Source organism: Leadbetterella byssophila DSM 17132, from assembly GCF_000166395.1.
Classification (GTDB): domain Bacteria; phylum Bacteroidota; class Bacteroidia; order Cytophagales; family Spirosomataceae; genus Leadbetterella; species Leadbetterella byssophila.
This window is the reverse complement of sequence record NC_014655.1, coordinates 1,547,681-1,566,384: the sequence shown is the minus strand read 5'-3', so window position 1 is coordinate 1,566,384 and position 18,704 is coordinate 1,547,681. Positions and strand designations below refer to the sequence as shown.

24 protein-coding genes are annotated in these 18,704 nt (G+C 40.7%); 17 read left to right on the top strand and 7 right to left on the bottom strand.

All coding sequences use genetic code 11. The features are described 5' to 3' along the window. Positions 1-92: 92 nt before the first annotated feature. The 5 genes from LBYS_RS07535 to LBYS_RS07525 all read right to left on the bottom strand — a co-directional run bounded on the left by LBYS_RS07535 (position 93) and on the right by LBYS_RS07525 (position 2,780). The gene (locus LBYS_RS07535) at positions 93-1,124 is read right to left on the bottom strand and encodes an isoaspartyl peptidase/L-asparaginase family protein (RefSeq protein WP_013408274.1); all 1,032 of its coding nucleotides are present in this window, start codon (positions 1,122-1,124) and stop codon (positions 93-95) included. Further along, entirely contained in the window at positions 1,121-1,249 is a 129-nt protein-coding gene (locus LBYS_RS19745; protein ID WP_262494824.1) for a hypothetical protein, read from the bottom strand. The genes LBYS_RS07535 and LBYS_RS19745 overlap by 4 nt, the downstream gene beginning before the upstream one ends. 137 nt (positions 1,250-1,386) lie before the next feature. Then, positions 1,387-1,623 carry an endonuclease/exonuclease/phosphatase family protein gene (locus LBYS_RS18255; protein ID WP_049781344.1) on the bottom strand — a complete coding sequence of 79 codons (237 nt, stop codon included), beginning with the start codon at positions 1,621-1,623 and terminating at the stop codon, positions 1,387-1,389. Positions 1,624-1,629: 6 nt separating this feature from the next. Next, a complete protein-coding gene (locus LBYS_RS18250) occupies positions 1,630-2,052 on the bottom strand; it encodes an endonuclease/exonuclease/phosphatase family protein (RefSeq protein WP_049781343.1) in 423 nt (140 codons plus the stop codon). Positions 2,053-2,180: 128 nt separating this feature from the next. Next, positions 2,181-2,780: an outer membrane beta-barrel protein gene (locus LBYS_RS07525; RefSeq protein WP_013408273.1), complete on the bottom strand. Its 600-nt coding sequence runs from the start codon at positions 2,778-2,780 to the stop codon at positions 2,181-2,183. Between the two features lie 75 nt (positions 2,781-2,855). On the opposite strand from LBYS_RS07525, the gene radA reads away from it, so the two are divergent. The 10 genes from radA to LBYS_RS07475 all read left to right on the top strand — a co-directional run bounded on the left by radA (position 2,856) and on the right by LBYS_RS07475 (position 10,976). After that, complete coding sequence (radA, locus tag LBYS_RS07520; RefSeq protein WP_013408272.1) at positions 2,856-4,223, top strand: DNA repair protein RadA; 1,368 nt, start codon at positions 2,856-2,858, stop codon at positions 4,221-4,223. Between the two features lie 76 nt (positions 4,224-4,299). Next, a complete protein-coding gene (locus tag LBYS_RS07515) occupies positions 4,300-5,190 on the top strand; it encodes a hypothetical protein (RefSeq protein ID WP_013408271.1) in 891 nt (296 codons plus the stop codon). Positions 5,191-5,194: 4 nt separating this feature from the next. Continuing rightward, positions 5,195-6,334 (top strand): dialkylresorcinol biosynthesis protein DarB, encoded by a 1,140-nt coding sequence (gene darB, locus LBYS_RS07510; RefSeq protein ID WP_013408270.1) that lies wholly within the window; start codon positions 5,195-5,197, stop codon positions 6,332-6,334. Further along, the gene (locus tag LBYS_RS07505; protein ID WP_013408269.1) at positions 6,331-6,726 is read left to right on the top strand and encodes a hotdog family protein; all 396 of its coding nucleotides are present in this window, start codon (positions 6,331-6,333) and stop codon (positions 6,724-6,726) included. Before darB ends, LBYS_RS07505 begins: the two co-directional genes overlap by 4 nt. Further along, entirely contained in the window at positions 6,723-7,166 is a 444-nt protein-coding gene (locus LBYS_RS07500; RefSeq protein ID WP_013408268.1) for a hotdog family protein, read from the top strand. The genes LBYS_RS07505 and LBYS_RS07500 overlap by 4 nt, the downstream gene beginning before the upstream one ends. Beyond that, on the top strand, positions 7,138-7,539 hold the full coding sequence (gene DarG, locus LBYS_RS07495) for a flexirubin biosynthesis protein DarG (protein ID WP_013408267.1): 402 nt from the start codon (positions 7,138-7,140) through the stop codon (positions 7,537-7,539). The genes LBYS_RS07500 and DarG overlap by 29 nt, the downstream gene beginning before the upstream one ends. 2 nt (positions 7,540-7,541) lie before the next feature. Next, positions 7,542-8,537 carry a BtrH-related acyltransferase DarH gene (darH, locus tag LBYS_RS07490; protein WP_013408266.1) on the top strand — a complete coding sequence of 332 codons (996 nt, stop codon included), beginning with the start codon at positions 7,542-7,544 and terminating at the stop codon, positions 8,535-8,537. Between the two features lies 1 nt (position 8,538). Further along, positions 8,539-9,291 carry an ABC transporter ATP-binding protein gene (locus LBYS_RS07485; RefSeq protein WP_013408265.1) on the top strand — a complete coding sequence of 251 codons (753 nt, stop codon included), beginning with the start codon at positions 8,539-8,541 and terminating at the stop codon, positions 9,289-9,291. Continuing rightward, entirely contained in the window at positions 9,269-10,558 is a 1,290-nt protein-coding gene (locus LBYS_RS07480; RefSeq protein WP_013408264.1) for an ABC transporter permease, read from the top strand. Before LBYS_RS07485 ends, LBYS_RS07480 begins: the two co-directional genes overlap by 23 nt. Then, positions 10,533-10,976: an acyl-CoA thioesterase gene (locus tag LBYS_RS07475; protein ID WP_013408263.1), complete on the top strand. Its 444-nt coding sequence runs from the start codon at positions 10,533-10,535 to the stop codon at positions 10,974-10,976. Before LBYS_RS07480 ends, LBYS_RS07475 begins: the two co-directional genes overlap by 26 nt. Here LBYS_RS07475 and LBYS_RS07470 read toward each other — a convergent pair. Together LBYS_RS07470 and LBYS_RS07465 are read right to left on the bottom strand one after the other, a co-directional pair. Further along, positions 10,966-11,508, bottom strand: coding sequence for a hypothetical protein (locus tag LBYS_RS07470; protein ID WP_013408262.1), 543 nt, complete (start codon positions 11,506-11,508; stop codon positions 10,966-10,968). The two genes, LBYS_RS07475 and LBYS_RS07470, sit on opposite strands and share 11 nt — an antisense overlap. Positions 11,509-11,531: 23 nt before the next feature. Beyond that, positions 11,532-13,223, bottom strand: a complete 1,692-nt coding sequence (locus tag LBYS_RS07465; protein WP_013408261.1) for an MGH1-like glycoside hydrolase domain-containing protein — start codon at positions 13,221-13,223, stop codon at positions 11,532-11,534. A gap of 71 nt (positions 13,224-13,294) precedes the next feature. Here LBYS_RS07465 and LBYS_RS07460 point away from each other — a divergent pair, with 71 nt between their 5' ends. Genes LBYS_RS07460 through lolA2 form a run of 7 tightly spaced genes read left to right on the top strand, consistent with a single transcriptional unit; the run spans position 13,295 to position 18,685 of the window. Continuing rightward, the gene (locus tag LBYS_RS07460) at positions 13,295-14,350 is read left to right on the top strand and encodes a beta-ketoacyl synthase N-terminal-like domain-containing protein (protein WP_013408260.1); all 1,056 of its coding nucleotides are present in this window, start codon (positions 13,295-13,297) and stop codon (positions 14,348-14,350) included. After that, positions 14,340-14,918, top strand: a complete 579-nt coding sequence (locus tag LBYS_RS07455; protein WP_013408259.1) for a hypothetical protein — start codon at positions 14,340-14,342, stop codon at positions 14,916-14,918. The genes LBYS_RS07460 and LBYS_RS07455 overlap by 11 nt, the downstream gene beginning before the upstream one ends. Continuing rightward, on the top strand, positions 14,919-15,176 hold the full coding sequence (locus tag LBYS_RS07450) for a phosphopantetheine-binding protein (protein ID WP_013408258.1): 258 nt from the start codon (positions 14,919-14,921) through the stop codon (positions 15,174-15,176). Beyond that, entirely contained in the window at positions 15,177-16,361 is a 1,185-nt protein-coding gene (locus LBYS_RS07445) for a beta-ketoacyl-[acyl-carrier-protein] synthase family protein (protein ID WP_013408257.1), read from the top strand. It begins immediately after the preceding gene. After that, entirely contained in the window at positions 16,361-17,380 is a 1,020-nt protein-coding gene (locus tag LBYS_RS07440; protein ID WP_013408256.1) for a beta-ketoacyl synthase N-terminal-like domain-containing protein, read from the top strand. Before LBYS_RS07445 ends, LBYS_RS07440 begins: the two co-directional genes overlap by 1 nt. After that, entirely contained in the window at positions 17,374-18,126 is a 753-nt protein-coding gene (locus LBYS_RS07435) for a polysaccharide deacetylase family protein (RefSeq protein ID WP_013408255.1), read from the top strand. Before LBYS_RS07440 ends, LBYS_RS07435 begins: the two co-directional genes overlap by 7 nt. After that, the gene (gene lolA2 / locus LBYS_RS07430) at positions 18,107-18,685 is read left to right on the top strand and encodes a flexirubin biosynthesis/transport protein LolA2 (protein ID WP_013408254.1); all 579 of its coding nucleotides are present in this window, start codon (positions 18,107-18,109) and stop codon (positions 18,683-18,685) included. Before LBYS_RS07435 ends, lolA2 begins: the two co-directional genes overlap by 20 nt. The last annotated feature ends 19 nt before the right edge of the window (positions 18,686-18,704 follow it).

The window sequence follows — 18,704 nt, the reverse complement described above, 5'->3', positions numbered from 1 at the left end:
CGTGTCTAAGGGTTCTTTGAGAAGGATTTTGGCTTTTGACTAATACGAAAGGCCAAAGCGCTATAGCTTCAATCCTCCTAAATCTTATTCCCTTAATTAGTATCATCTTTGAAAATGCCTATATAAACCTTGCCTGTCTTATCTATAGAGGCTCTGTACATGCCTTCTGAATTAAAGGGTAAGCTGACATTTCCCTTCTTATCTACGGCAATTAGTCCACCTTCTCCACCTCTTTCCACCAGTTTTTTCATCACCACTTCTTCTGAAGCATCTTTCAAGCTAAGGCCTTTGTATTCTATAAGGGCCGATACGTCATAAGCTACCACAGAACGAATGAAATATTCTCCATGTCCTGTAGCTGATATGGCACAAGTGGCGTTGTTGGCATAAGTACCCGCACCTATAATGGGCGCGTCACCTACTCTGTTCCATCTCTTATTTGTCATTCCTCCGGTAGAAGTGGCAGCTGCTAAGTTTCCGTCTTTATCTAAAGCTACGGCGCCCACGGTTCCGTATTTCTTTCCTTCATCAAAAATGAGTGATCCTGTTCTTCTGGGCTCCTCCTTCTTTGTAGAATCAGTATGGTCCAATTGCACCTTTTCTGCTTTCAATGCTCTTTGAAGCCCATTCCATCTGGTTTCCGTGTGGAAATAGGATGGATCTACGATTTCCTCTCCTTGAAGCTTTGCAAATTCCTCTGCGCCTTTTCCTACTAACATGACATGCGCTGAGTTTTCCATAACTTTGCGTGCTGTGCGAATAGGGTTCTTCAAGGTGGTAACTCCTGCTATAGCCCCTGCCTTTAAATCTTTACCGGACATGATGGCTGCATCTAACTCGTTTTTCCCTTCATGAGTAAAAACGGCACCTTTAGCAGCGTTAAAAAGCGGATTGTTTTCCATCTCCATGACTGCGGCTTCTACTGCATCCAGGCTACTTCCTCCCTTTTCTAAGATACTGTATCCTTTCTTTAGTGCCTTTTCTAAGCCTTCTCTATAGGCCTTTTCCATAGCAGGACTCATGTTCTTTCTGGTGATGGTACCTGCTCCTCCATGGATGGCTATGGCAATCTGTGCGTATGCACCGGAGGATACTAATAGTAGTGCTACAATAAGTTTCTTCATCTTTCGCTGGTTTCTTCTTTACCTTCCTCTATTTTTTCTTCCACTTTAACTAAATCAGCATGCTCTGCAGACTCCACCAAGTCCTCTTGGGAAGAATTTTGAGGGTCAATCACAAATCTAAACAAAAATGGGAGATGGTCTGAATCTACATTAGCTAAAGTTTTTAAATCCTTTACAAAGATGTCAGGACTATGGTAGACTTGGTCTATGGGGAATCTTAGTAACTTGTATTTGGCATGGAATGTAGATATAAACCCTCTTCCTACGCATGGATCTGTAAGTTCAGATGTTTAAATAAGCGGGAGGCTTCTGCCCAAGCTACACAATTGAAATCTCCTATGGCTACTGTAGGTATATCTTTATCATTTCTTATGGACTTAGCCACAGACAAAAGATCTCCATCTCTTTCTCTTGAAGTTTCTTCTTCGGTAGGATTAGGTCGATGTAAAGCATAAACTTTAAATTTAAAGTTATCTCCTCCATCAACTTCCGCTTCCATACTGGGTTAATCATCAGCTACAAAAAAGTGGATCTTACTCTTTAAAAATGGTAGCCGGGAAAAGAGGTGCATGCCGTAGGTGTTATCAAGGGGAGCTTTTAGATGGTAAGGGTAGTCTTTGTGCAAAGATTCTAGTGCCTGATCCCAGCCGGTGTCACTGGTGAGTATGAGGTCGGGATTAATTTGAGTTACCAGATCCAAGAACTTTTGGTAATTCGTATTATCTTGATATACATTCAGGATGGTAAAGGGTTTGGAGGCATGATTTCCTACAGGTTTTCTCGACGTGGGATAAAGCGGAGTATATTTTAATAGCAAACTTCCATTCAACAGGGAGGTAGCTAGTAAGGGGGAAAAGCTAATGGGATGAAAGTCAAGCCAACTAAGGCCTAATAATACTATCTGTACAAAAGAGCTGAATCTTTCCAAAATCCGGCACCCGAAAGCTCCAATGAGGTGAAGGGATTAAGGGAAGTAAGGTAAGGATAATGGTTATCCAGATTAAGGTTTGGTAGATCATAAAAAAAAGCCACACTGTTTAGTGGGGCTCCTATTAATTATAGAATTCTTAATCCTAGGGTCAACTGCCAGCCGTCAGTCTTTTGATTGAACTTGTCGTCCTGGAAGTGCTTGCTGGAAATACTGCCTAAGCTACCTTCTTTTCTAACATCAATGTCCAATCTGCCGAAGGTTAGACCAGCTCCCAACTGGTATCCAAAAGTGGCATTCTTGAAGGCGTCCTTTTCTTTCAATGTCGTAGTTACATTATTAAGGAAGGTATGTTCTTCTTTTAGTTTAAGAGTAGCCACGGGGCCAGCATTTACACGTAGCACGTCAAATAATTTGATACCTACGAGCACAGGAATATCTATATTCTTAATTTTGATATCGTGTCCAGCATTGGAAACCATAACTTTACCGTTTCTCTCGGTGTAAAGAATCTCCGGTTGTAGGTAAATGCCATCTCCAATTCGCGCAAAGAGACCGCCTGAAAAACCGGTCTTGCTATCAAGACTTTCTTCAATTGCATTTCCTAGCGAGCCAGATTCTGTGTGGATTTTGTTCAAGTTAATACCACCTTTAATTCCCAGTGCAAATTGAGCGGATGCTGCATGGGCGAAGAAAATGGTAGATAGAACTAGAAATAATTTTTTCATGATGTGATTTGTTTAGTTTTTCATTTTAAGTGCAAGTTATTATAAAAACGTATATTGCGGGCTAATAAGTATAGGATGGCTAAAGTAAAAACTTCTTTTTTTTGTCAGAAATGTGGATACAATTCTCCCAAATGGTTAGGTAGGTGCCCTTCTTGCGGGGAATGGAGTACTTTTGTGGAGGAAGTAGTTTCCAATGGGGAAACAGAGAGAAGTTTATGGAGAAAACCGGATAAAATCACCTCAAAGCCAAGGCTTTTATCCCAGATAGATCATGCAGAAAAATATAGAATAATCACTGAAGACGAAGAGTTTAACAGGGTACTCGGTGGAGGGCTTGTTCCCGGATCTTTGATCCTAGTGGGAGGAGAGCCGGGGATAGGGAAATCTACTTTGATGCTTCAGTTGGCATTAGGTCTTAAAGACTATAATATCCTCTATGTTTCAGGTGAAGAAAGTGAGCAGCAGATCAAGATGAGGGCAGAGAGAATTCCTCTAAAGAATGAGAGGTGTTATGTTTTGACTGAAACGGCTACGGATGTGATATTTAAGCACATTGAAATGATTGAGCCTGATGTAGTCATCATAGACTCTATTCAGACTTTGGTTTCTCCGCTTGTGGACAGTGGTGCAGGGTCTGTCTCGCAGGTGAAAGAATGTGCCGCTGAAATCATGCGATTCGCTAAGGAATCTGATGTGCCGGTTATTCTAATTGGTCATATCACAAAGGAGGGTTCATTAGCCGGTCCGAAGGTCCTCGAACATATGGTAGATACCGTTCTACAGTTTGAGGGGGATAGATTCATGACCTATAGAATCCTTCGCACCATAAAGAACAGATTTGGTAATGCCTCAGAATTGGGAATCTATGAAATGCTTTCTGAGGGTTTAAGACAAGTAAGTAACCCATCAGAGATCCTTATTTCTGAAAAGACAGAGCAATTAAGCGGAGTGGCCATAGCAGCCATGATTGAAGGGAACAGACCACTGCAGATAGAGATTCAGTCATTAGTTAGCACTGCTAATTATGGTACACCTCAACGCAGCAGTAATGGTTTTGATCCTAGAAGACTTCAGATGCTTTTGGCTGTACTTGAAAAGAGGGGAGGATTCCGACTGGGCACCCAGGACGTATTCCTCAACGTGGCTGGAGGATTAAGAGTAGATGACCCGGCTATAGACCTTGCGGTATGTAGTAGCATCGTGTCCTCTTACGAAGATTTGGTGATACCTCACTCGGTTTGCTTCGGAGCGGAAGTAGGTTTAGGAGGAGAAATTAGACCGGTAAATAGAGTGGAAGCAAGAATTTCTGAAGCAGCAAAGTTAGGCTTTGAGAAGATCTTTATTTCCAAAAATCATCTTAAAAGTATTAGGACAGAAAATTTTTCCATAGAAATACGCGGCGTAGGGAAGTTGGAAGAGGTATTCCAGGAATTGTTTGGCTAAGTAAAAAACATTGAATCATTTAAAAAATCATTGTTAATTTTGTGAACTATAAGGTTCCCTAAGTAAAGCACCAAGAATGAATGTATTAGTAGTTTACTATACCCAATCCGGACAATTAAAAGAGATTGCGGACAATTTGGTGCGTCCATTGGAAAAGCACAATATAGTTTGGTATAAAATAGAGCCGGAGAAAGACTATCCGTTTCCATGGAATGGAGAGGAGTTTTTTGGAGCTTTTCCAGAGGCGTTTGGACAAAAAACCATACCTCTTAAGCCAATTCCTGAAGAGATATTAAATCAGAAGTTTGATTTGATTTTATTTCATTATCAGGTTTGGTTCTTAAGCCCAAGTATCCCTATAACTTCTTTTGTGAAATCTGAAGGTGGGAAAAAGCTATTAAGCTCTGCGCCTGTGGTCACGATTTCTGCGACCAGAAATATGTGGATCAAAGCTCAAGAAAAGCTTAAAGTATTATTAAAAGCCGCCGGAGCCACTTTAGTGGGGAATATTGCCCTAGTAGATAAAGCAGGAAACCTAGTCAGTGTAGTAACGATTGTAGATTGGCTATTTTCTGGAGTAAAGAGAAAGTATTTGGGGGTATTACCCATGCCCGGAGTCTCTGAAGAGGATATCAAAGGAGCGGAAAGATTTGGAGATGTCATTGGCAAACATTTAGAAGGAGGGACTCTATCTTCTTTACAAAGTGATTTAGTCAAAGAGGGAGCAGTTCATATTAGCTCCTTTTTGCTCTCTGTAGATCAAAAGGGGAACAAGATTTTTAGCAAATGGTTGTCCATCATTGAAAAGAATCCGAAAAAGAGAAAGTTCTTATTGAAACTATTTAATGTTTATGTGGTGTTGGCACTTTATGTGGTTTCTCCCATAGTATTCTTATTCCACTACCTTACTTATCCATTTTGGAGGAGTTTATTTTTAAAAGAAAAAGCTTATTATCAGAGCGTTTAGTTGTATGGCAGAAGTTTTTATTACGCGTGTTTCGAAGTTTTTACCCAATTCTCCTATCTCGAATGATGAAATGGAAGAATATTTGGGTTTAGTGCATAACTCCGCCTCGCGTGCAAAGCGTATTGTTCTAAGAAATAACGGTATCAAACAGAGATATTATGCCTTTGACAAGGAAGGCAACAGCACCCACACAAATGCACAATTAACTGCTGAGGCTATAGAGGGATTGTACGATGAACATTTTGGGCCTCAAGATATGGAGTTACTTTCTTGTGGAACATCCTCTCCGGATACCTTAATGCCATCGCATGCCGTATTGGTTCACGGTTTCCTAAAAAACAGGAATGTAGAGGTGAATTGTGCTTCGGGCAACTGCTGTGCGGGGATGAATGCATTAAAGTTTGGATACTTGTCTGTTAAATCCGAACAAACCAAAAATGCCGTTTGTACGGGGTCTGAGCGTACCTCTTCCTGGATGCTGGCAGATAAGTTTAATGTAGAGGTGGAGCATCTTGAGAAAATGGAAGCTACTCCTATTTTGGCATTCAAAAAGGACTTTCTCCGCTTCATGTTATCTGATGGTGCCGGGGCATTCCTCCTGGAAGATAAACCTAGAGGAACATTGTCTCTGAGAATTGACTGGATGGAGGGATATTCCTATGCCCATGAAATTGAAACCTGCATGTATGCCGGCTGTGAAAAGGAGGAGAATGGAGAGGTAAAACCTTGGAGCTTATATACTCCCCAAGAGTGGTTAAATGAATCCATTTTTGCCATCAAACAAGATACTAAACTTTTGGACCAATACATTTTGGAAAAAGGAGCCGAGAGTTTAAAGATGGCTATAGATAAACACGACATTAGTTCGGAGGAAATAGATTATTTCTTGCCCCATGTCTCTTCTCACTACTTTGTGGAAGGTTTGGGTAAATCCTTAGAAGCACACGGTGCACCCATGGCTCCGGAAAAATGGTTCATGAATTTAGCCCAAGTAGGTAATGTAGGAGCCGGTTCTATTTACTTAATGGTAGAAGAGCTATTTGCCTCAGGAAAACTAAAGGAGGGAGATAAAATCCTGCTTTCTGTTCCGGAAAGTGCCCGCTTCTCTTATACGTATGCACTTTTAACCGTGGTAGGCGCATGAACTTGATTCCACAAAAGGAGCCTTTCGTAATGGTAGATACTTTGGTGAATTATACTGAAACTACCCTGGAGGCCTCTTTTATAGTTCCTGAATCTGCCGTATTTAGTTATGAGGGATATTTTCTGGAAGGTGGGATCATAGAACATATGGCCCAATCTGTAGCCTTGCATACGGGTTACGCTTATTTCCTTAGAAATGAAGATCCTCCAACCGGTTATATAGGTGCTATCAATGAAGTGGAAATAGCATTTCTTCCAAGAGTAGGAGATAAGCTAGAGAGCAAAGTGGAGATCCTGCAAGAATTTAATGGAATAACTTTAGTAGATATACAAACCTATGTCAGTGGGAAGTATCTGGCAAGGGCAAAAATGAAAACTGTAATAGCTACATGATAGATATACACCAATTTCTGCCGCATACAGCACCTATGTTAGCCATTGATGCTATAACCCAGATTGATGATGCGGAGGTTATTTGTGTATATGAAGTGCCAAAGGACTCTGTGTTTGTAGAAAATTCCTCATTCCTCGAAGCCGGTCTGGTAGAGAATGCAGCACAGTCAGCTTCATGTATTGTAGCTCAAAGCTACTCTTTGGAAGGGAAAAGCGTTATAGGATTTATAAGTTCCATCCGAAGCGTCCACATCTATGAACTCCCTAAGGTGGGAGATCTCCTAAGAACTGAAGCTAGATTGATCTCTAGATACGACGCGGAAAATTACAGTACTTGTCGCGTTGAATGCAAAACTTTTCGAGGCGACTTATTACTTTTGGAAGGCGAAATAAATCTATTCATACAAGAGCATGAAAAAGGACGAAGTACCACAGGATGAAAGTAACCTGGCATCCGCGAATATTCGGGAAGTATATTACGCTGTGGATGAGGACGGAAACTACACTACGGCCCTAAGTACAGGTTGGGAGGCGAAGAAGATAGCCTTGGATAAATCCATGGATGCGCTTGAGGAATGGATAGAAGATGCCAAAGAAAAGATAAAGGCAGGAGAAGCTAGTCCTATCTTATATTTCATGTATCTGAATAAGATGGATGTTCCGGTTTTGTCTGGTTATACAGGTTATTGGATTTGGAGAGTCAAGCGGCATCTAAAAATGAAGCACTTTAGGAATCTATCTCCAAAAATTTTACAGAAGTACGCAGATGCCTTTGAGATCAGTGTCGAAGAGCTGGTACATTTTAAGCCCTAAGAATGAAAATAGATTTTAAACATCATCAGGCGGCACACTGTGAAAATGGTGTAGCATCAAACCTAATGAAATTCAATGGATTGCAACTAAGTGAACCTATGGTCTTTGGTTTGGGATCCGGTATATTTTACGTTTATATTCCTTTTTTGATGGTGAATCAGGCACCTGCTATCAGCTACCGCCCAATGCCGGGTAGTATCTTTAGTAAGGCGGCAAAAAGATTAGGCCTGAAAATAAAGAGAATGAGATTTTCAAATCCCGAAAGTGCTAGAAAAGCTTTGGATGAGAATTTGGAAAAAGGTATTCCTACGGGCCTACAGGTTGGGGTATATCATTTGCCGTATTTCCCTGATCAATACAGATTCCATTTCAATGCCCACAATATGGTGGTGTATGGAAAGGAGGGCGACAGGTATTTAATATCTGATCCTGTAATGGAGTTTACTACCTCATTAAGTGGACCGGAGCTAGACAAAGTGCGTTTCGCTAAAGGAGCGTTTGCCCCTAAAGGCCAAATGTATTATCCGATTTACATTCCAAAAGACATAGATCTTTCAAAGGCTATCAGGAAGGCTATCAATAGTACATGTTCAGATATGTTAGCCCCCTTTCCTATTGTTGGTGTCAAAGGTGAAAGATATATAGCTAAGCAAATCCAGAAATGGCCCCAAAAGGTGGGAGCGAAGAAGACGAATCATTATCTGGCTCAAATAGTGCGTATGCAAGAGGAAATCGGTACAGGTGGGGGAGGCTTTAGGTACATTTATGCCGCCTTTTTACAAGAGGCATCTGCTATTCTAGGACTGCCGGAATTGAAAGAACTTAGTTCTGTAATGACGGAGATTGGGGATGAATGGAGAGATTTTGCCTTGAATGCTTCGCGCATCTTAAAGAACAGAAAGTCGGAAGATGAAATGTATGTGAAGTTAGGAAAGCAGCTGGAAGCTATTGCAGATCGTGAAGAAGCGTTTTTTAAGCGTCTAAAGAAGGCCATTTGATATGAAGCCCATAGTAGACATAAAAGCTTTAACTAAGAGATACAAAGGAGCAGGGGAGTTTTCTGTGAATCCTTTGGATTTAAAGATTAGCAGCGGAGAAATTTTTGGTCTATTGGGTCCAAATGGGGCAGGAAAAACTACCCTGATCAGTATGCTTTGCGGCTTAATTGCACCCACAAGTGGAGATTTTACCATTGAAGGTTTTTCTTATAGATCTGAAGCAGAAAAAATCAAGCAAATTATAGGCGTTGTTCCTCAGGAATATGCTTTGTACCCTTCCTTATCTGCCCGTGAGAATTTAATGTATTTTGGATCCATGTATGGATTGAAGGGAGATGTGCTAGAGAAAAGTGTTAATGATAATCTAGAGCATTTAGGCCTGGGTAAGCACGCAGATAAGCGGGTAGAAACGTATTCAGGTGGGATGAAAAGGAGAGTGAATCTGATTGCAGGCCTACTGCATCACCCTCATGTGCTGTTCCTGGATGAGCCCACTGTTGGGGTGGATATTCAAAGTAAAAACGTTATTTTGGATTTCTTGAGAACTTATAATCAACAAGGCACTACTTTAATTTATACCTCACATCATCTATCTGAAGCTCAAGAATTTTGTACTCGAGTGGCCATCATGGATCATGGCAGGATTTTGGCCGAAGGTACCCCTAAAGAATTGATGGAAATGGTTCCGAATGCGCAAAACCTCGAAGACGTGTTTCTAGCGCTGGTTGGAAATGAATTACGTGATTATGCATAAGGTTTGGGCATCTATAAAGAAGGAAACACTGTTATTGGTCAGGGATTTAGGAGCATTAATCATCCTTTTTGTAATGCCTTTGGCTCTGATCGTAACTATAACTCTGATTCAGCAGGACTCTTTTAAAGCTTTAAGTGATTCCAGGATACAAGTTTTACTAATTGATCTGGACGGTGGGACTGTAGCGAAAAGTATCAAGAGGAACTTGGATGAGAGCGGAAGCTTTGATGTAATAAGCACCTTGGAAGGACAAGGTCTGACAGAAGAAAAAGCAAGGTCCGAGGTGTTTTCAGGTAACTACCCTATGGCAGTTGTGGTACCGGAGAATCTTTCTTCAGATTTGGTAAAAAAGGTGCAGATCAATGTAGATAAGATCTTAAGTGATGTAGGTTTAGGTGAAGAAGAAGTAGTACAGGATACAATCACAGGAAAGAAGGAGATTCGTCTATATTTTGACCCTGCTACCCAGCTAGCCTTTAAGTCTGCCGTAAAAAACAATATTGACAAGATGGTGTCTGATTTGGAAGTGCAGACCGTTTATACACTTTTTCAGGAACAGTTAAGTGATTCAGTAGCTGTATTTTCTCAAAAATCTTTTCTGGAATTCAAGGAAATCTTGCCTCACAGTGGTAAAAAAGAGATTATTCCAAATGCCACCCAGCATAATGTTCCGGCATGGACATTATTTGCTATCTTCTTTATCGTTATTCCTCTTTCAATAAACCTGGTGAAGGAGAAAGGACAAGGTACATTGGTCCGATTGAGGACGCTACCTATGCCTTATCATATTGTCATATTAGGAAAAACCATCACCTTCCTAGTGATCTGCATGATCCAATTCTATCTGATGGTGGCAGTGGGAGTATATCTCTTCCCTATGTTAGGACTTGAGCCTTTACAGGTAGAGGGGAATATAGGTTTGATGAGCATAGTTGCTTTCTGTTCGGGATTTGCGGCCATTGGTTTCGGAATATTATTAGGTACAGTATGTGAGACCCAGGAGCAGTCTGCTCCTTTCGGTGCTACTTCTGTGGTGATACTTGCTGCCATAGGCGGTGTGTGGGTTCCGGTTTTTGCTATGCCGGAATTTATGCAAATGGTTTCTGGTCTTTCTCCAATGAACTGGGGACTCAATGCCTTTTATGATGTCTTATTAAGACATGTACATTTGATCCAATTGTTGCCCAAACTAGTATTATTGTTGGGTTTCTATTTAATAATGATAGCTATCTCCCTCATCTATGATGCGAAGAAAAGAGCAGTATAAGGTTTTAGACCATCTAACTACTTCCTACGAATTCAGGGTGCGTTTTAATGAGACGGATCCACTAGGGATAGTTTGGCATGGGAATTACATCAAGTATTTTGAGGATGGGCGAGAAGCCTTTGGAAGGAAATATGGAATATCCTATCTTGATGTGCAAGCTGCCGGATATACTACGCCCATAGTAAAGACTTTGACTGAACATAAGTTGCCTTTAAGATATGGAGAAACGGCCAGAGTGGAAACTGCTCTAGTGGATAGTATTGCAGCTAAAATGATCTTTCTTTTTACCATTTATAACGAAAAGGGAGAAGTAGTCTGTACAGGAGAAACCGTTCAGGTTTTTGTAGAGGAGGGAGGAGAATTGTGCCTCACTTACCCTCCTTTCTATCAGAAATGGCTCGACAGCGTCAGAATTTAAATCCGAAATTCGTCCCTAACTGTACTGTTCCGTTTAGATCATTGTTTTTGTATTTGCTTTGGTCAACATACAGTAATCCTAGCCCAAAATTGATACCCATAGTAAAACGGGAGGTGATGTCAAAGTTGACATAGTTAGTAACCATTATTCCTAATCTGGTATTGTTTGCCTTGAGGTATGGGCTATTGTAATGGTTGTCTACGGAATAATATCTTTGTCCTGCTCCAATCACTGCATTTGCACCTATGGCATACTTGACAGGCCTGTCTACTGAGGCCGGATAGAATTTAAATCCGGGAGTAAAGTAGAAGTAAGCAGGACTGCTAAGCTGGTCTCCATTCCAATAGTTGTCGTGCTGACGGAAAACCACATCAAGGGGAAATACAAGACTCAGCTTTTGGGACAAAAATCGCTCGTAAGTAAGACCTACTGTAGCTCCAATTTCATTTACACCAATGGGAGAGAATCTTATGGCGTTGGATTGAGCCATGAGTCCTGTTGAAATCAGGAGACAAAAGAATAATTTCTTCATGAAATTTGTTTGTTAATTGAGTGTTATAATTTGATTTTATGGATTTGTCCAAGGTCTTTGGCTTGAAAAATAGCTTTTCCATTCTTCCATACCTTTAACGTTTGACCCACCCTTTCTATTTGAAGCATATGTCCATGATATTTCAAGTTTCCTAGATAGAAATCTCCTTCAATAAATGGTTGTACGGTAAATTCGTGCCAATGACTGCTTTGGAAACCAATCAAATCTTCAATCACCATATCCGGAAAGCTGGAATGAAAATAGTCCTTTTCCCCACCAAATGATAGTCCTCTACTGGGAATATACCACTCTCCAATATTCAATTCCTGCTCTCCGTGCAGTTGGACTAACTGCTTGACTAATTTTAGAAAGGTTTTTCTGCCTTCTCCATTATAATGGCGGAGGTGGTTAGCCAATGCTTTTAGGACCATGGCGTTTTGGAAGGGCCAGCCTCTACCGTTCCAAGCATAAGCTTCCTCATTGTAGTAGGGATGTCTCCGTTCAGCCGTTGTCATTCCAAATTGATGTGCGAATCCATCTTCAGAATCTAGCTCTTTCCAAGCATTTGCATATTTTGATGCTTGTTCCTTAGGAATGAGATTAAAGTACCAAGGGGTATAACCCACCGACTCCCTCACTCGGGCCATATAGTCCTTTGTTCCAAAGGTATTGTCTCCCGCAGTTACAGTATGGAAGAATTGATCTTTTTCTGACCACAGCTCAGAAAGGATCTTTTGTTGTAAAGAGGAGGCTCTTTGTCGGTATGGATTCATTTTCTTTAGTATTTCACTCAAGGTAGACAGTGAAAGTAAGTTTCCATACATGTACGAATTGATGGAAGGTCTGGCCAGGTAGAGTTCAGGGTATCCTCCTCTAAAGGCTTTTGGAAATTGTGACGTTTCGGGTAGTTTAGCGGCCTGAGAGGTAGTCCCCCATCCTAAGTAAAGACCTTTCCAGGTAGTATCATTGTAAGGTTTATAAGGTCCCTCGCTGGCGTTCAATGCGAGAACTGCGGATAAGCTAAATTCCATGCCATCATAAAGATCCATGATCTTATAAAGTCCGGCCGTTTTTCCACTGCGGATGAGGAATAAACTGTCCCAAAGCGACTGATGCCTTTCCAGGTCAGGGTATATTTGATTAAGCCAAGAGGCATCAGGATGTACTTTTACGAAGTTTTCCGCGCCGTGGATCATCCAACTGGAATAGTGCAAGGCTTCAGGTCTACTTAAGTAAGTGAGGAAATTAGCATTCTCTCTTTGAGGTAAATAAGAAGCTGATCCCGAAATGAAGTATTCTATATAAGACTTGAGAAAGGTGTTGTCTTTTAACCACCTTAAGTCATGAAACTGATGTCCGGCCGGACAAGGGATAGCTCCGCTTCTTGAAGCCCAAGGTTTCACTCCAAAAAATTCTGTAAATACGGTATATTTCTTTCCATCTGCAGGATCTTCATACGGTCTTATATGCTTGGAGATCATCCACCAACGGTAATTGTATACTTTGGTGAGATTTTCATCTTCTGAATATAGATAGGGAATGTTTTCTACTAGGAATTCTTTGGTATTAAATGGTCCGTCTGAATCGGGACGATTTTTGTAGGCCTGGAACTCTTGTAAATGACTCTCCAGAATGGATTTAGACCTGTCCGAATAAACAGGAGAATTCTTGCATGAAAACAAGAGGAGTAGAGGTAGAAGGTAAAGAAACTTCATGGTGTAGGTTGAAAATCTAAATAAAAAGTAGGAATAAGAAAAACTAGGACTTATTCTTCTATTTTTGTGCTATGAGTTTCGTCATAGATTATAACTGCATAACACCTTTAGGAAAGGATCTGAACTCAACCATGCAGGCCGTGGAGCAAGGAAAAACGGCTGTAAAAGAGCATGATCACATGCATTTAGGTACGTATTATGCGGCAAGGTTTGATTCCACTTCAGATTTGCTGTCCCTACTAATAGAGGCCGGTAAGCCAATTATGGATAGGTTTGCACCAAGTGATAGGGATTTGCTCCTTTTGTCTACTACGAAAGGAGAGATACAACATTTGGATCAAGGAGTAGAGCAAGTTTACCTTTACAAATTAGCGGATCAGTTGGCTTCGTATTTTGGTTTTCAAAATTCTCCACTGGTTATTTCGAATGCTTGCGTTTCCGGAATTCAAGCGCTGGCTACGGCTAAACGACTAGTTGATGGTGGAATGTATGAGCGAGTTTACGTATTGGCAGGGGATTTGGTGACAGATTTCGTATTGAGTGGATTTGCATCCTTTCAAGCTATGGCATCTGCTCCTTGCAGGCCGTATGATAAAGAAAGGACAGGTGTGAATTTAGGAGAAGCTGCGGCAGCAGTCTTAGTAGGTATGAGTCCTTCTGAGATTGAAATACTAGGAGAAGCTTCCATCAATGACGCGAACCATATTTCTGGTCCATCCAGAACGGGGGAAGGGTTGTACAGGAGCATTCAATTAGCTATAGAGGAATCCAAAATCGATTCCAGCGCATTAGATTATATCTCAGCCCATGGAACTGCCACGATCTATAATGATGAAATGGAATCCATAGCATTGGGGAGATCAGGATTACTGGATGTGCCCGTTAATAGTTGGAAAGGATACTTTGGCCATACCTTAGGCACTGCGGGCTTATTGGAAGCTATTTTGTCTTTTGAATCCGCAAAAAGGGGAGTGATATATCCTAGTTTGGGATTTAGTGAGCAAGGTACCTCCCATGCTATGAACATACCGAAACAGATTCAGGCGAAAGCCATAACCTATTTTATGAAAACAGCTTCCGGATTCGGCGGCAGTAACACGGCGGTGGTCTTTAGACATGTACATTGAGAAATATTGCGAAATAAAAGCCGGGAAATGTTCCATTAACGGGGATCTTCGATTTGAAAAGGAGGGGGTGGATGTTCAAACCTTTGCCAAATCTTTGTATCAGGAACTGAATTGGCAGTATCCTAAGTTCTTCAAAATGGACAAGATGAGTAAATTGTCCTTGTTAGCATCCTCATTTTTTTTGGAAGAGGGGGAAGACGTGAGCTTATTGTTTGCTAATGCCTCTTCGTCTTTAGATATGGATTTGCTGCATCAAAAGAGCATTTCTGAAGAAAATGCTTTTTTTCCTAGCCCGGCTGTTTTTGTGTATACTTTGCCAAATATTTGTTTAGGAGAAATTAGCATTAAGTATAAACTTTATTCAGAAAATAGTTTCTTTGTAGTAGGAAAGTATCCAACCTCCTTTTTCCGGTCCTATGCTGAACTTCTAATCAATAGTGGGAAGGCTAAGAGGGTTTTATGCGCTTGGATTGAGGTTTTGGAGGAGGATTATAAGATTGTAATGTATGGAGTGAGTGAAAAAGGAGAATTTCCGCACTCTGAAGAATTTATAAATCAAATCATATAAATGGTCCAGTTAAAATTAGAAATTAAAGAGAAAATCATTTCCGCCCTTAATCTGGAGGATATGAGCCCTGATGATATTCAAGACGATGACGCCCTATTCGGTGATGGTCTTGGTCTAGATTCAATTGATGCTTTAGAGTTGATTGTAATGCTTGACAAAGATTATGGCATTAAATTATCTGATCCAAAAGAGGGTAGAAACATCTTCCGTTCTGTTCAAACCATGGCAGAATATATCACAAATCATAGAACGAAGTAAATGGCTAGAGTAGGTATCACGGGTATGGGGATCATATCTGCTATTGGAGATAATGTGCAGGAGAACTGGTTATCTCTGAAAGCAGGAAAAACCGGTATTAAAAGAATAAAACATTTACCTACTCAGCATGCGAACGAGATATTTGTTGGAGAGATTGATAAGGCAAATATACAATTAGTTAATCATCTAAATCTTTCCACATCAGAACCTTGGACCAGAACGGCTTTATTAGGGATATGGGCAGCAAGGGAGGCGGTGGCGCAAGCCGGCGGAGTGGAAGAAGGGAGAGTAGGGCTTATTTCCGCCACGAGTGTGGGTGGAATGGATACTACCGAAAAGTACTTTTTAGATTATCCGAATAGGCCTGAGCTGACACCGTATATTCTAACGCATGATCCGGGACATAGCTCACATGTTATAGCGGAAGATTTAGGCATCAAGGGCTATGTTACTACTATAAGTACGGCCTGTTCTTCAGCAGCTAACGCCATACTTCTTGGTGCTAAATTAATTGCCGCTGGTGAATTAGACAGAGTGGTGGTAGGAGGAACAGACGCTCTTTCAAAGTTTACGATCAATGGTTTCAAAACCTTGATGATACTTTCAGATGAGCATAATACCCCATTTGATCAGAATAGGAAGGGGCTTAATTTAGGTGAAGCTGCAGCCTACTTGGTTTTAGAATCACAGGAGATGATTCAAAGGCACGGTAAAAAGGTCTTAGGTTATGTTAGTGGATATGGTAATGCTAATGATGCCTATCATCAGACAGCTTCTTCTGAAAATGGAGAAGGGGCTACCATGGCCATGAAGAAAGCTTTGGAAACAGCAGGATTAAATCCAACAGAAATTGATTATATCAATGTGCATGGCACTGCTACGGCGAACAATGACTTGTCGGAAGGCCGCGCATTATTCCGCATTTTTGGAGAGAATACTCCTGATTTCAGCTCTACCAAACCTTACACGGGCCATACTTTAGCTGCTGCGGGAGCTATAGAGGCGGTTTTTAGTCTACTTGCGCTTCAGAACGGGTGGATGTATCCTAATTTGAATTTTAAGCAAGGAATGGAGGAGATTCCTCTTAGGCCCTTACTAGACGGTAGGTCAAAAGAACTAAAACATGTCTTGTCAAATTCCTTTGGTTTCGGAGGAAATTGTTCTACTTTAATCTTTTCACGCTGATGTATATCAATGGTTTAGCATCTATAAGTGCTCAAAAGACTTATGATGAATCCTTTCCTGAAGAGATCATTCATCATGAAGGTCCCATCTTTCCAATTCAAGCTCCTCCCTACAAGGAATACATCCCTGCAGCGCAAATAAGACGAATGGGAGCAGCCGTAAAATATGGTGTGGTGGCTTCGAAAATGGCATTAGAGCAGGCAGGTAATCCTGCATTGGATGCTATCCTAACAGGAACCGGTGTAGGCTGTATACGGGATTCCGAGCAATTTTTGAGCAATCTCCTTGAAAATGACGAGCAATATTTAACCCCCACAGCCTTCGTACAATCTACCCATAATACTGTGGGTGCTCAAATAGCCCTAGGACTAGGATGTAAAGCCTATAATTTATCTTATGTGAACGCGGCATCTTCTTTTGAGGCGGCTTTGTATGACGCACATCTGCAATTTAAGTTGGGCGAAGTCAATAATGTTTTAGTTGGCGGTGTAGACGAAAAGGCGGATATTACCTACGGTCTTTTTATGCAAGCCGGATTGATTAAAAAGGAGGATGGGGGGGCTACCTATAGTGAGGGTGCCCATTTTTTTGCATTAGGGAAAGAGAAAAGAGATAGCTGTGCTGCTGAAATACTATCAGTTAAGGTTCAAAATAGGGTAGATGCTGAGCAATTTCCCACCTTCATTTCGGATTTTTTGCAGCGTCAAAATATTTCCCTTAAAGACATCGATGTTTTTATTCTGGGAAAGAATGACGATCCAAATGATCAAGAGTTTAATTCTGTGTTTTTGGAAATGATTTCTCCGGAAGTTCCTGTTTTGCAATATAAACATCTGACTGGCGAGTATAATACATCTTCAGGTTTTGCAGTGTGGCTAGGACATTGGGTAGCGAAGAACCAGGCTATTCCAGAGGTGTGTAAAATCAGAGGTGAAGAGAGGCAAGGGTATAGGTTTATATTGCTTTATAATCAATATAGGGGCCTAGATCATAGTCTGATTCTATTACGCTCATGTTAAAACATAGAGTATCTATATTTGTTTTTCCTGTTCTACTTTTTTTATGCTGGTATCTCCATAATGTATGGGCAGCAGGATTAGTGCTGGTGATCTGGATATTGATTACTACCATAGGATCATTTCACATGAGATGGAATTACCATGTGGTGGCTAAACATTCCAATAAAACGTCTGAACATATAGCTATCACCTTTGATGACGGACCTTCGGAATTTACTGAAAAGGTGCTGGATCTTTTGAGTGAAACTCCACATAAGGTCACTTTTTTCTTGATTGGAAATAAAGTAGATGGTTACCCTGAGCTAGTACGAAGAATGCTTATGGATGGGCATGCTGTGGGGAACCATACTTTCACTCATGGTAAGAATACGGGATTTTTGAATAAAACTGACTTGAAAGAAGAGATTCTTAAGACTGATTTCAAGTTAAAGGAGATCATAGGGAAAAGGCCTCGTTTTTATAGACCTCCATTTGGAGTTACTAATCCCACTTTATCTAAAGTGATTAAAGAGACAGGACATATAGTTATGGGCTGGAGTATTCGTTCTTTGGATACTAAAATTCAAAATCCGGAGTTAATTAAAAATAGAATATTGAAGAAGTTAAAAGCAGGAGACGGAGTACTTCTGCATGACACCTTACCACAAACCTTAGAAATGCTACCTGGTTTGTTAGAAGTTTTGAAGGAAAGGGGGCTACAATCAGTAACATTAGAAGAATTACACAATGAAATGGCTTATCGTTAGTTTTTTTCTCTTCTTCAGTCAAGAGATGAGCGACGCAGAAATAAGGGAGTTCAAAGCCGGAATCAAGAAGTTCACCGCTCAAACAGAGACATTATCGGCTGATTTTATTCAATATAGGCACAGTACGTACTTAGCAAAACCGGCAGAGAGTAGAGGGAAGCTCTATTTTAGCAAACCCAATACAGTACTATGGAAGTATCAAAGTCCACAAGTGGTAGATGTCTTGTTTAAGGATAAGAAAATGTCTGTTAAGGAGAACGGAAAGTCCAAAGAGGCGGGAAAAAGATGGGAAAAACTTCAGAATTTAATCACTCAATCTTCTACCGGAGAGCTGTTTGAGTCCAAAGAATTTAAATACAAGTTTCTAAAGGGAGGAAAGGTTATTCTAACTACAGTGGATCCTCAACTGAAAAGATATATCTCTCAAATTGATCTGCAATTTGATGAATATGCACTGTCTGAAATTAAGATGGTGGAACCCAAAGGTGACTATACTTTGATCCAAATGAAGAACAAGCAAATCAACAAAAAACTTGATGCACAAGTATTTAATCTGTAGGTTTGTATTCTGTTGAAAA

Bases quoted from the DNA above. Each gene is read 5' to 3' on its own strand.
- LBYS_RS07535 (WP_013408274.1), bottom strand. From the start codon at position 1,124: ATGAAGAAACTTATTGTAGCACTACTATTAGTATCCTCCGGTGCATAC.
- LBYS_RS18255 (WP_049781344.1), bottom strand. From the start codon at position 1,623: ATGGAAGCGGAAGTTGATGGAGGAGATAACTTTAAATTTAAAGTTTAT.
- LBYS_RS07525 (WP_013408273.1), bottom strand. From the start codon at position 2,780: ATGAAAAAATTATTTCTAGTTCTATCTACCATTTTCTTCGCCCATGCA.
- radA (WP_013408272.1), top strand. From the start codon at position 2,856: ATGGCTAAAGTAAAAACTTCTTTTTTTTGTCAGAAATGTGGATACAAT.
- LBYS_RS07515 (WP_013408271.1), top strand. From the start codon at position 4,300: ATGAATGTATTAGTAGTTTACTATACCCAATCCGGACAATTAAAAGAG.
- darB (WP_013408270.1), top strand. From the start codon at position 5,195: ATGGCAGAAGTTTTTATTACGCGTGTTTCGAAGTTTTTACCCAATTCT.
- LBYS_RS07505 (WP_013408269.1), top strand. From the start codon at position 6,331: ATGAACTTGATTCCACAAAAGGAGCCTTTCGTAATGGTAGATACTTTG.
- LBYS_RS07500 (WP_013408268.1), top strand. From the start codon at position 6,723: ATGATAGATATACACCAATTTCTGCCGCATACAGCACCTATGTTAGCC.
- DarG (WP_013408267.1), top strand. From the start codon at position 7,138: ATGAAAAAGGACGAAGTACCACAGGATGAAAGTAACCTGGCATCCGCG.
- darH (WP_013408266.1), top strand. From the start codon at position 7,542: ATGAAAATAGATTTTAAACATCATCAGGCGGCACACTGTGAAAATGGT.
- LBYS_RS07485 (WP_013408265.1), top strand. From the start codon at position 8,539: ATGAAGCCCATAGTAGACATAAAAGCTTTAACTAAGAGATACAAAGGA.
- LBYS_RS07480 (WP_013408264.1), top strand. From the start codon at position 9,269: ATGAATTACGTGATTATGCATAAGGTTTGGGCATCTATAAAGAAGGAA.
- LBYS_RS07475 (WP_013408263.1), top strand. From the start codon at position 10,533: ATGATGCGAAGAAAAGAGCAGTATAAGGTTTTAGACCATCTAACTACT.
- LBYS_RS07470 (WP_013408262.1), bottom strand. From the start codon at position 11,508: ATGAAGAAATTATTCTTTTGTCTCCTGATTTCAACAGGACTCATGGCT.
- LBYS_RS07465 (WP_013408261.1), bottom strand. From the start codon at position 13,223: ATGAAGTTTCTTTACCTTCTACCTCTACTCCTCTTGTTTTCATGCAAG.
- LBYS_RS07460 (WP_013408260.1), top strand. From the start codon at position 13,295: ATGAGTTTCGTCATAGATTATAACTGCATAACACCTTTAGGAAAGGAT.
- LBYS_RS07455 (WP_013408259.1), top strand. From the start codon at position 14,340: ATGTACATTGAGAAATATTGCGAAATAAAAGCCGGGAAATGTTCCATT.
- LBYS_RS07450 (WP_013408258.1), top strand. From the start codon at position 14,919: ATGGTCCAGTTAAAATTAGAAATTAAAGAGAAAATCATTTCCGCCCTT.
- LBYS_RS07445 (WP_013408257.1), top strand. From the start codon at position 15,177: ATGGCTAGAGTAGGTATCACGGGTATGGGGATCATATCTGCTATTGGA.
- LBYS_RS07440 (WP_013408256.1), top strand. From the start codon at position 16,361: ATGTATATCAATGGTTTAGCATCTATAAGTGCTCAAAAGACTTATGAT.
- LBYS_RS07435 (WP_013408255.1), top strand. From the start codon at position 17,374: ATGTTAAAACATAGAGTATCTATATTTGTTTTTCCTGTTCTACTTTTT.
- lolA2 (WP_013408254.1), top strand. From the start codon at position 18,107: ATGAAATGGCTTATCGTTAGTTTTTTTCTCTTCTTCAGTCAAGAGATG.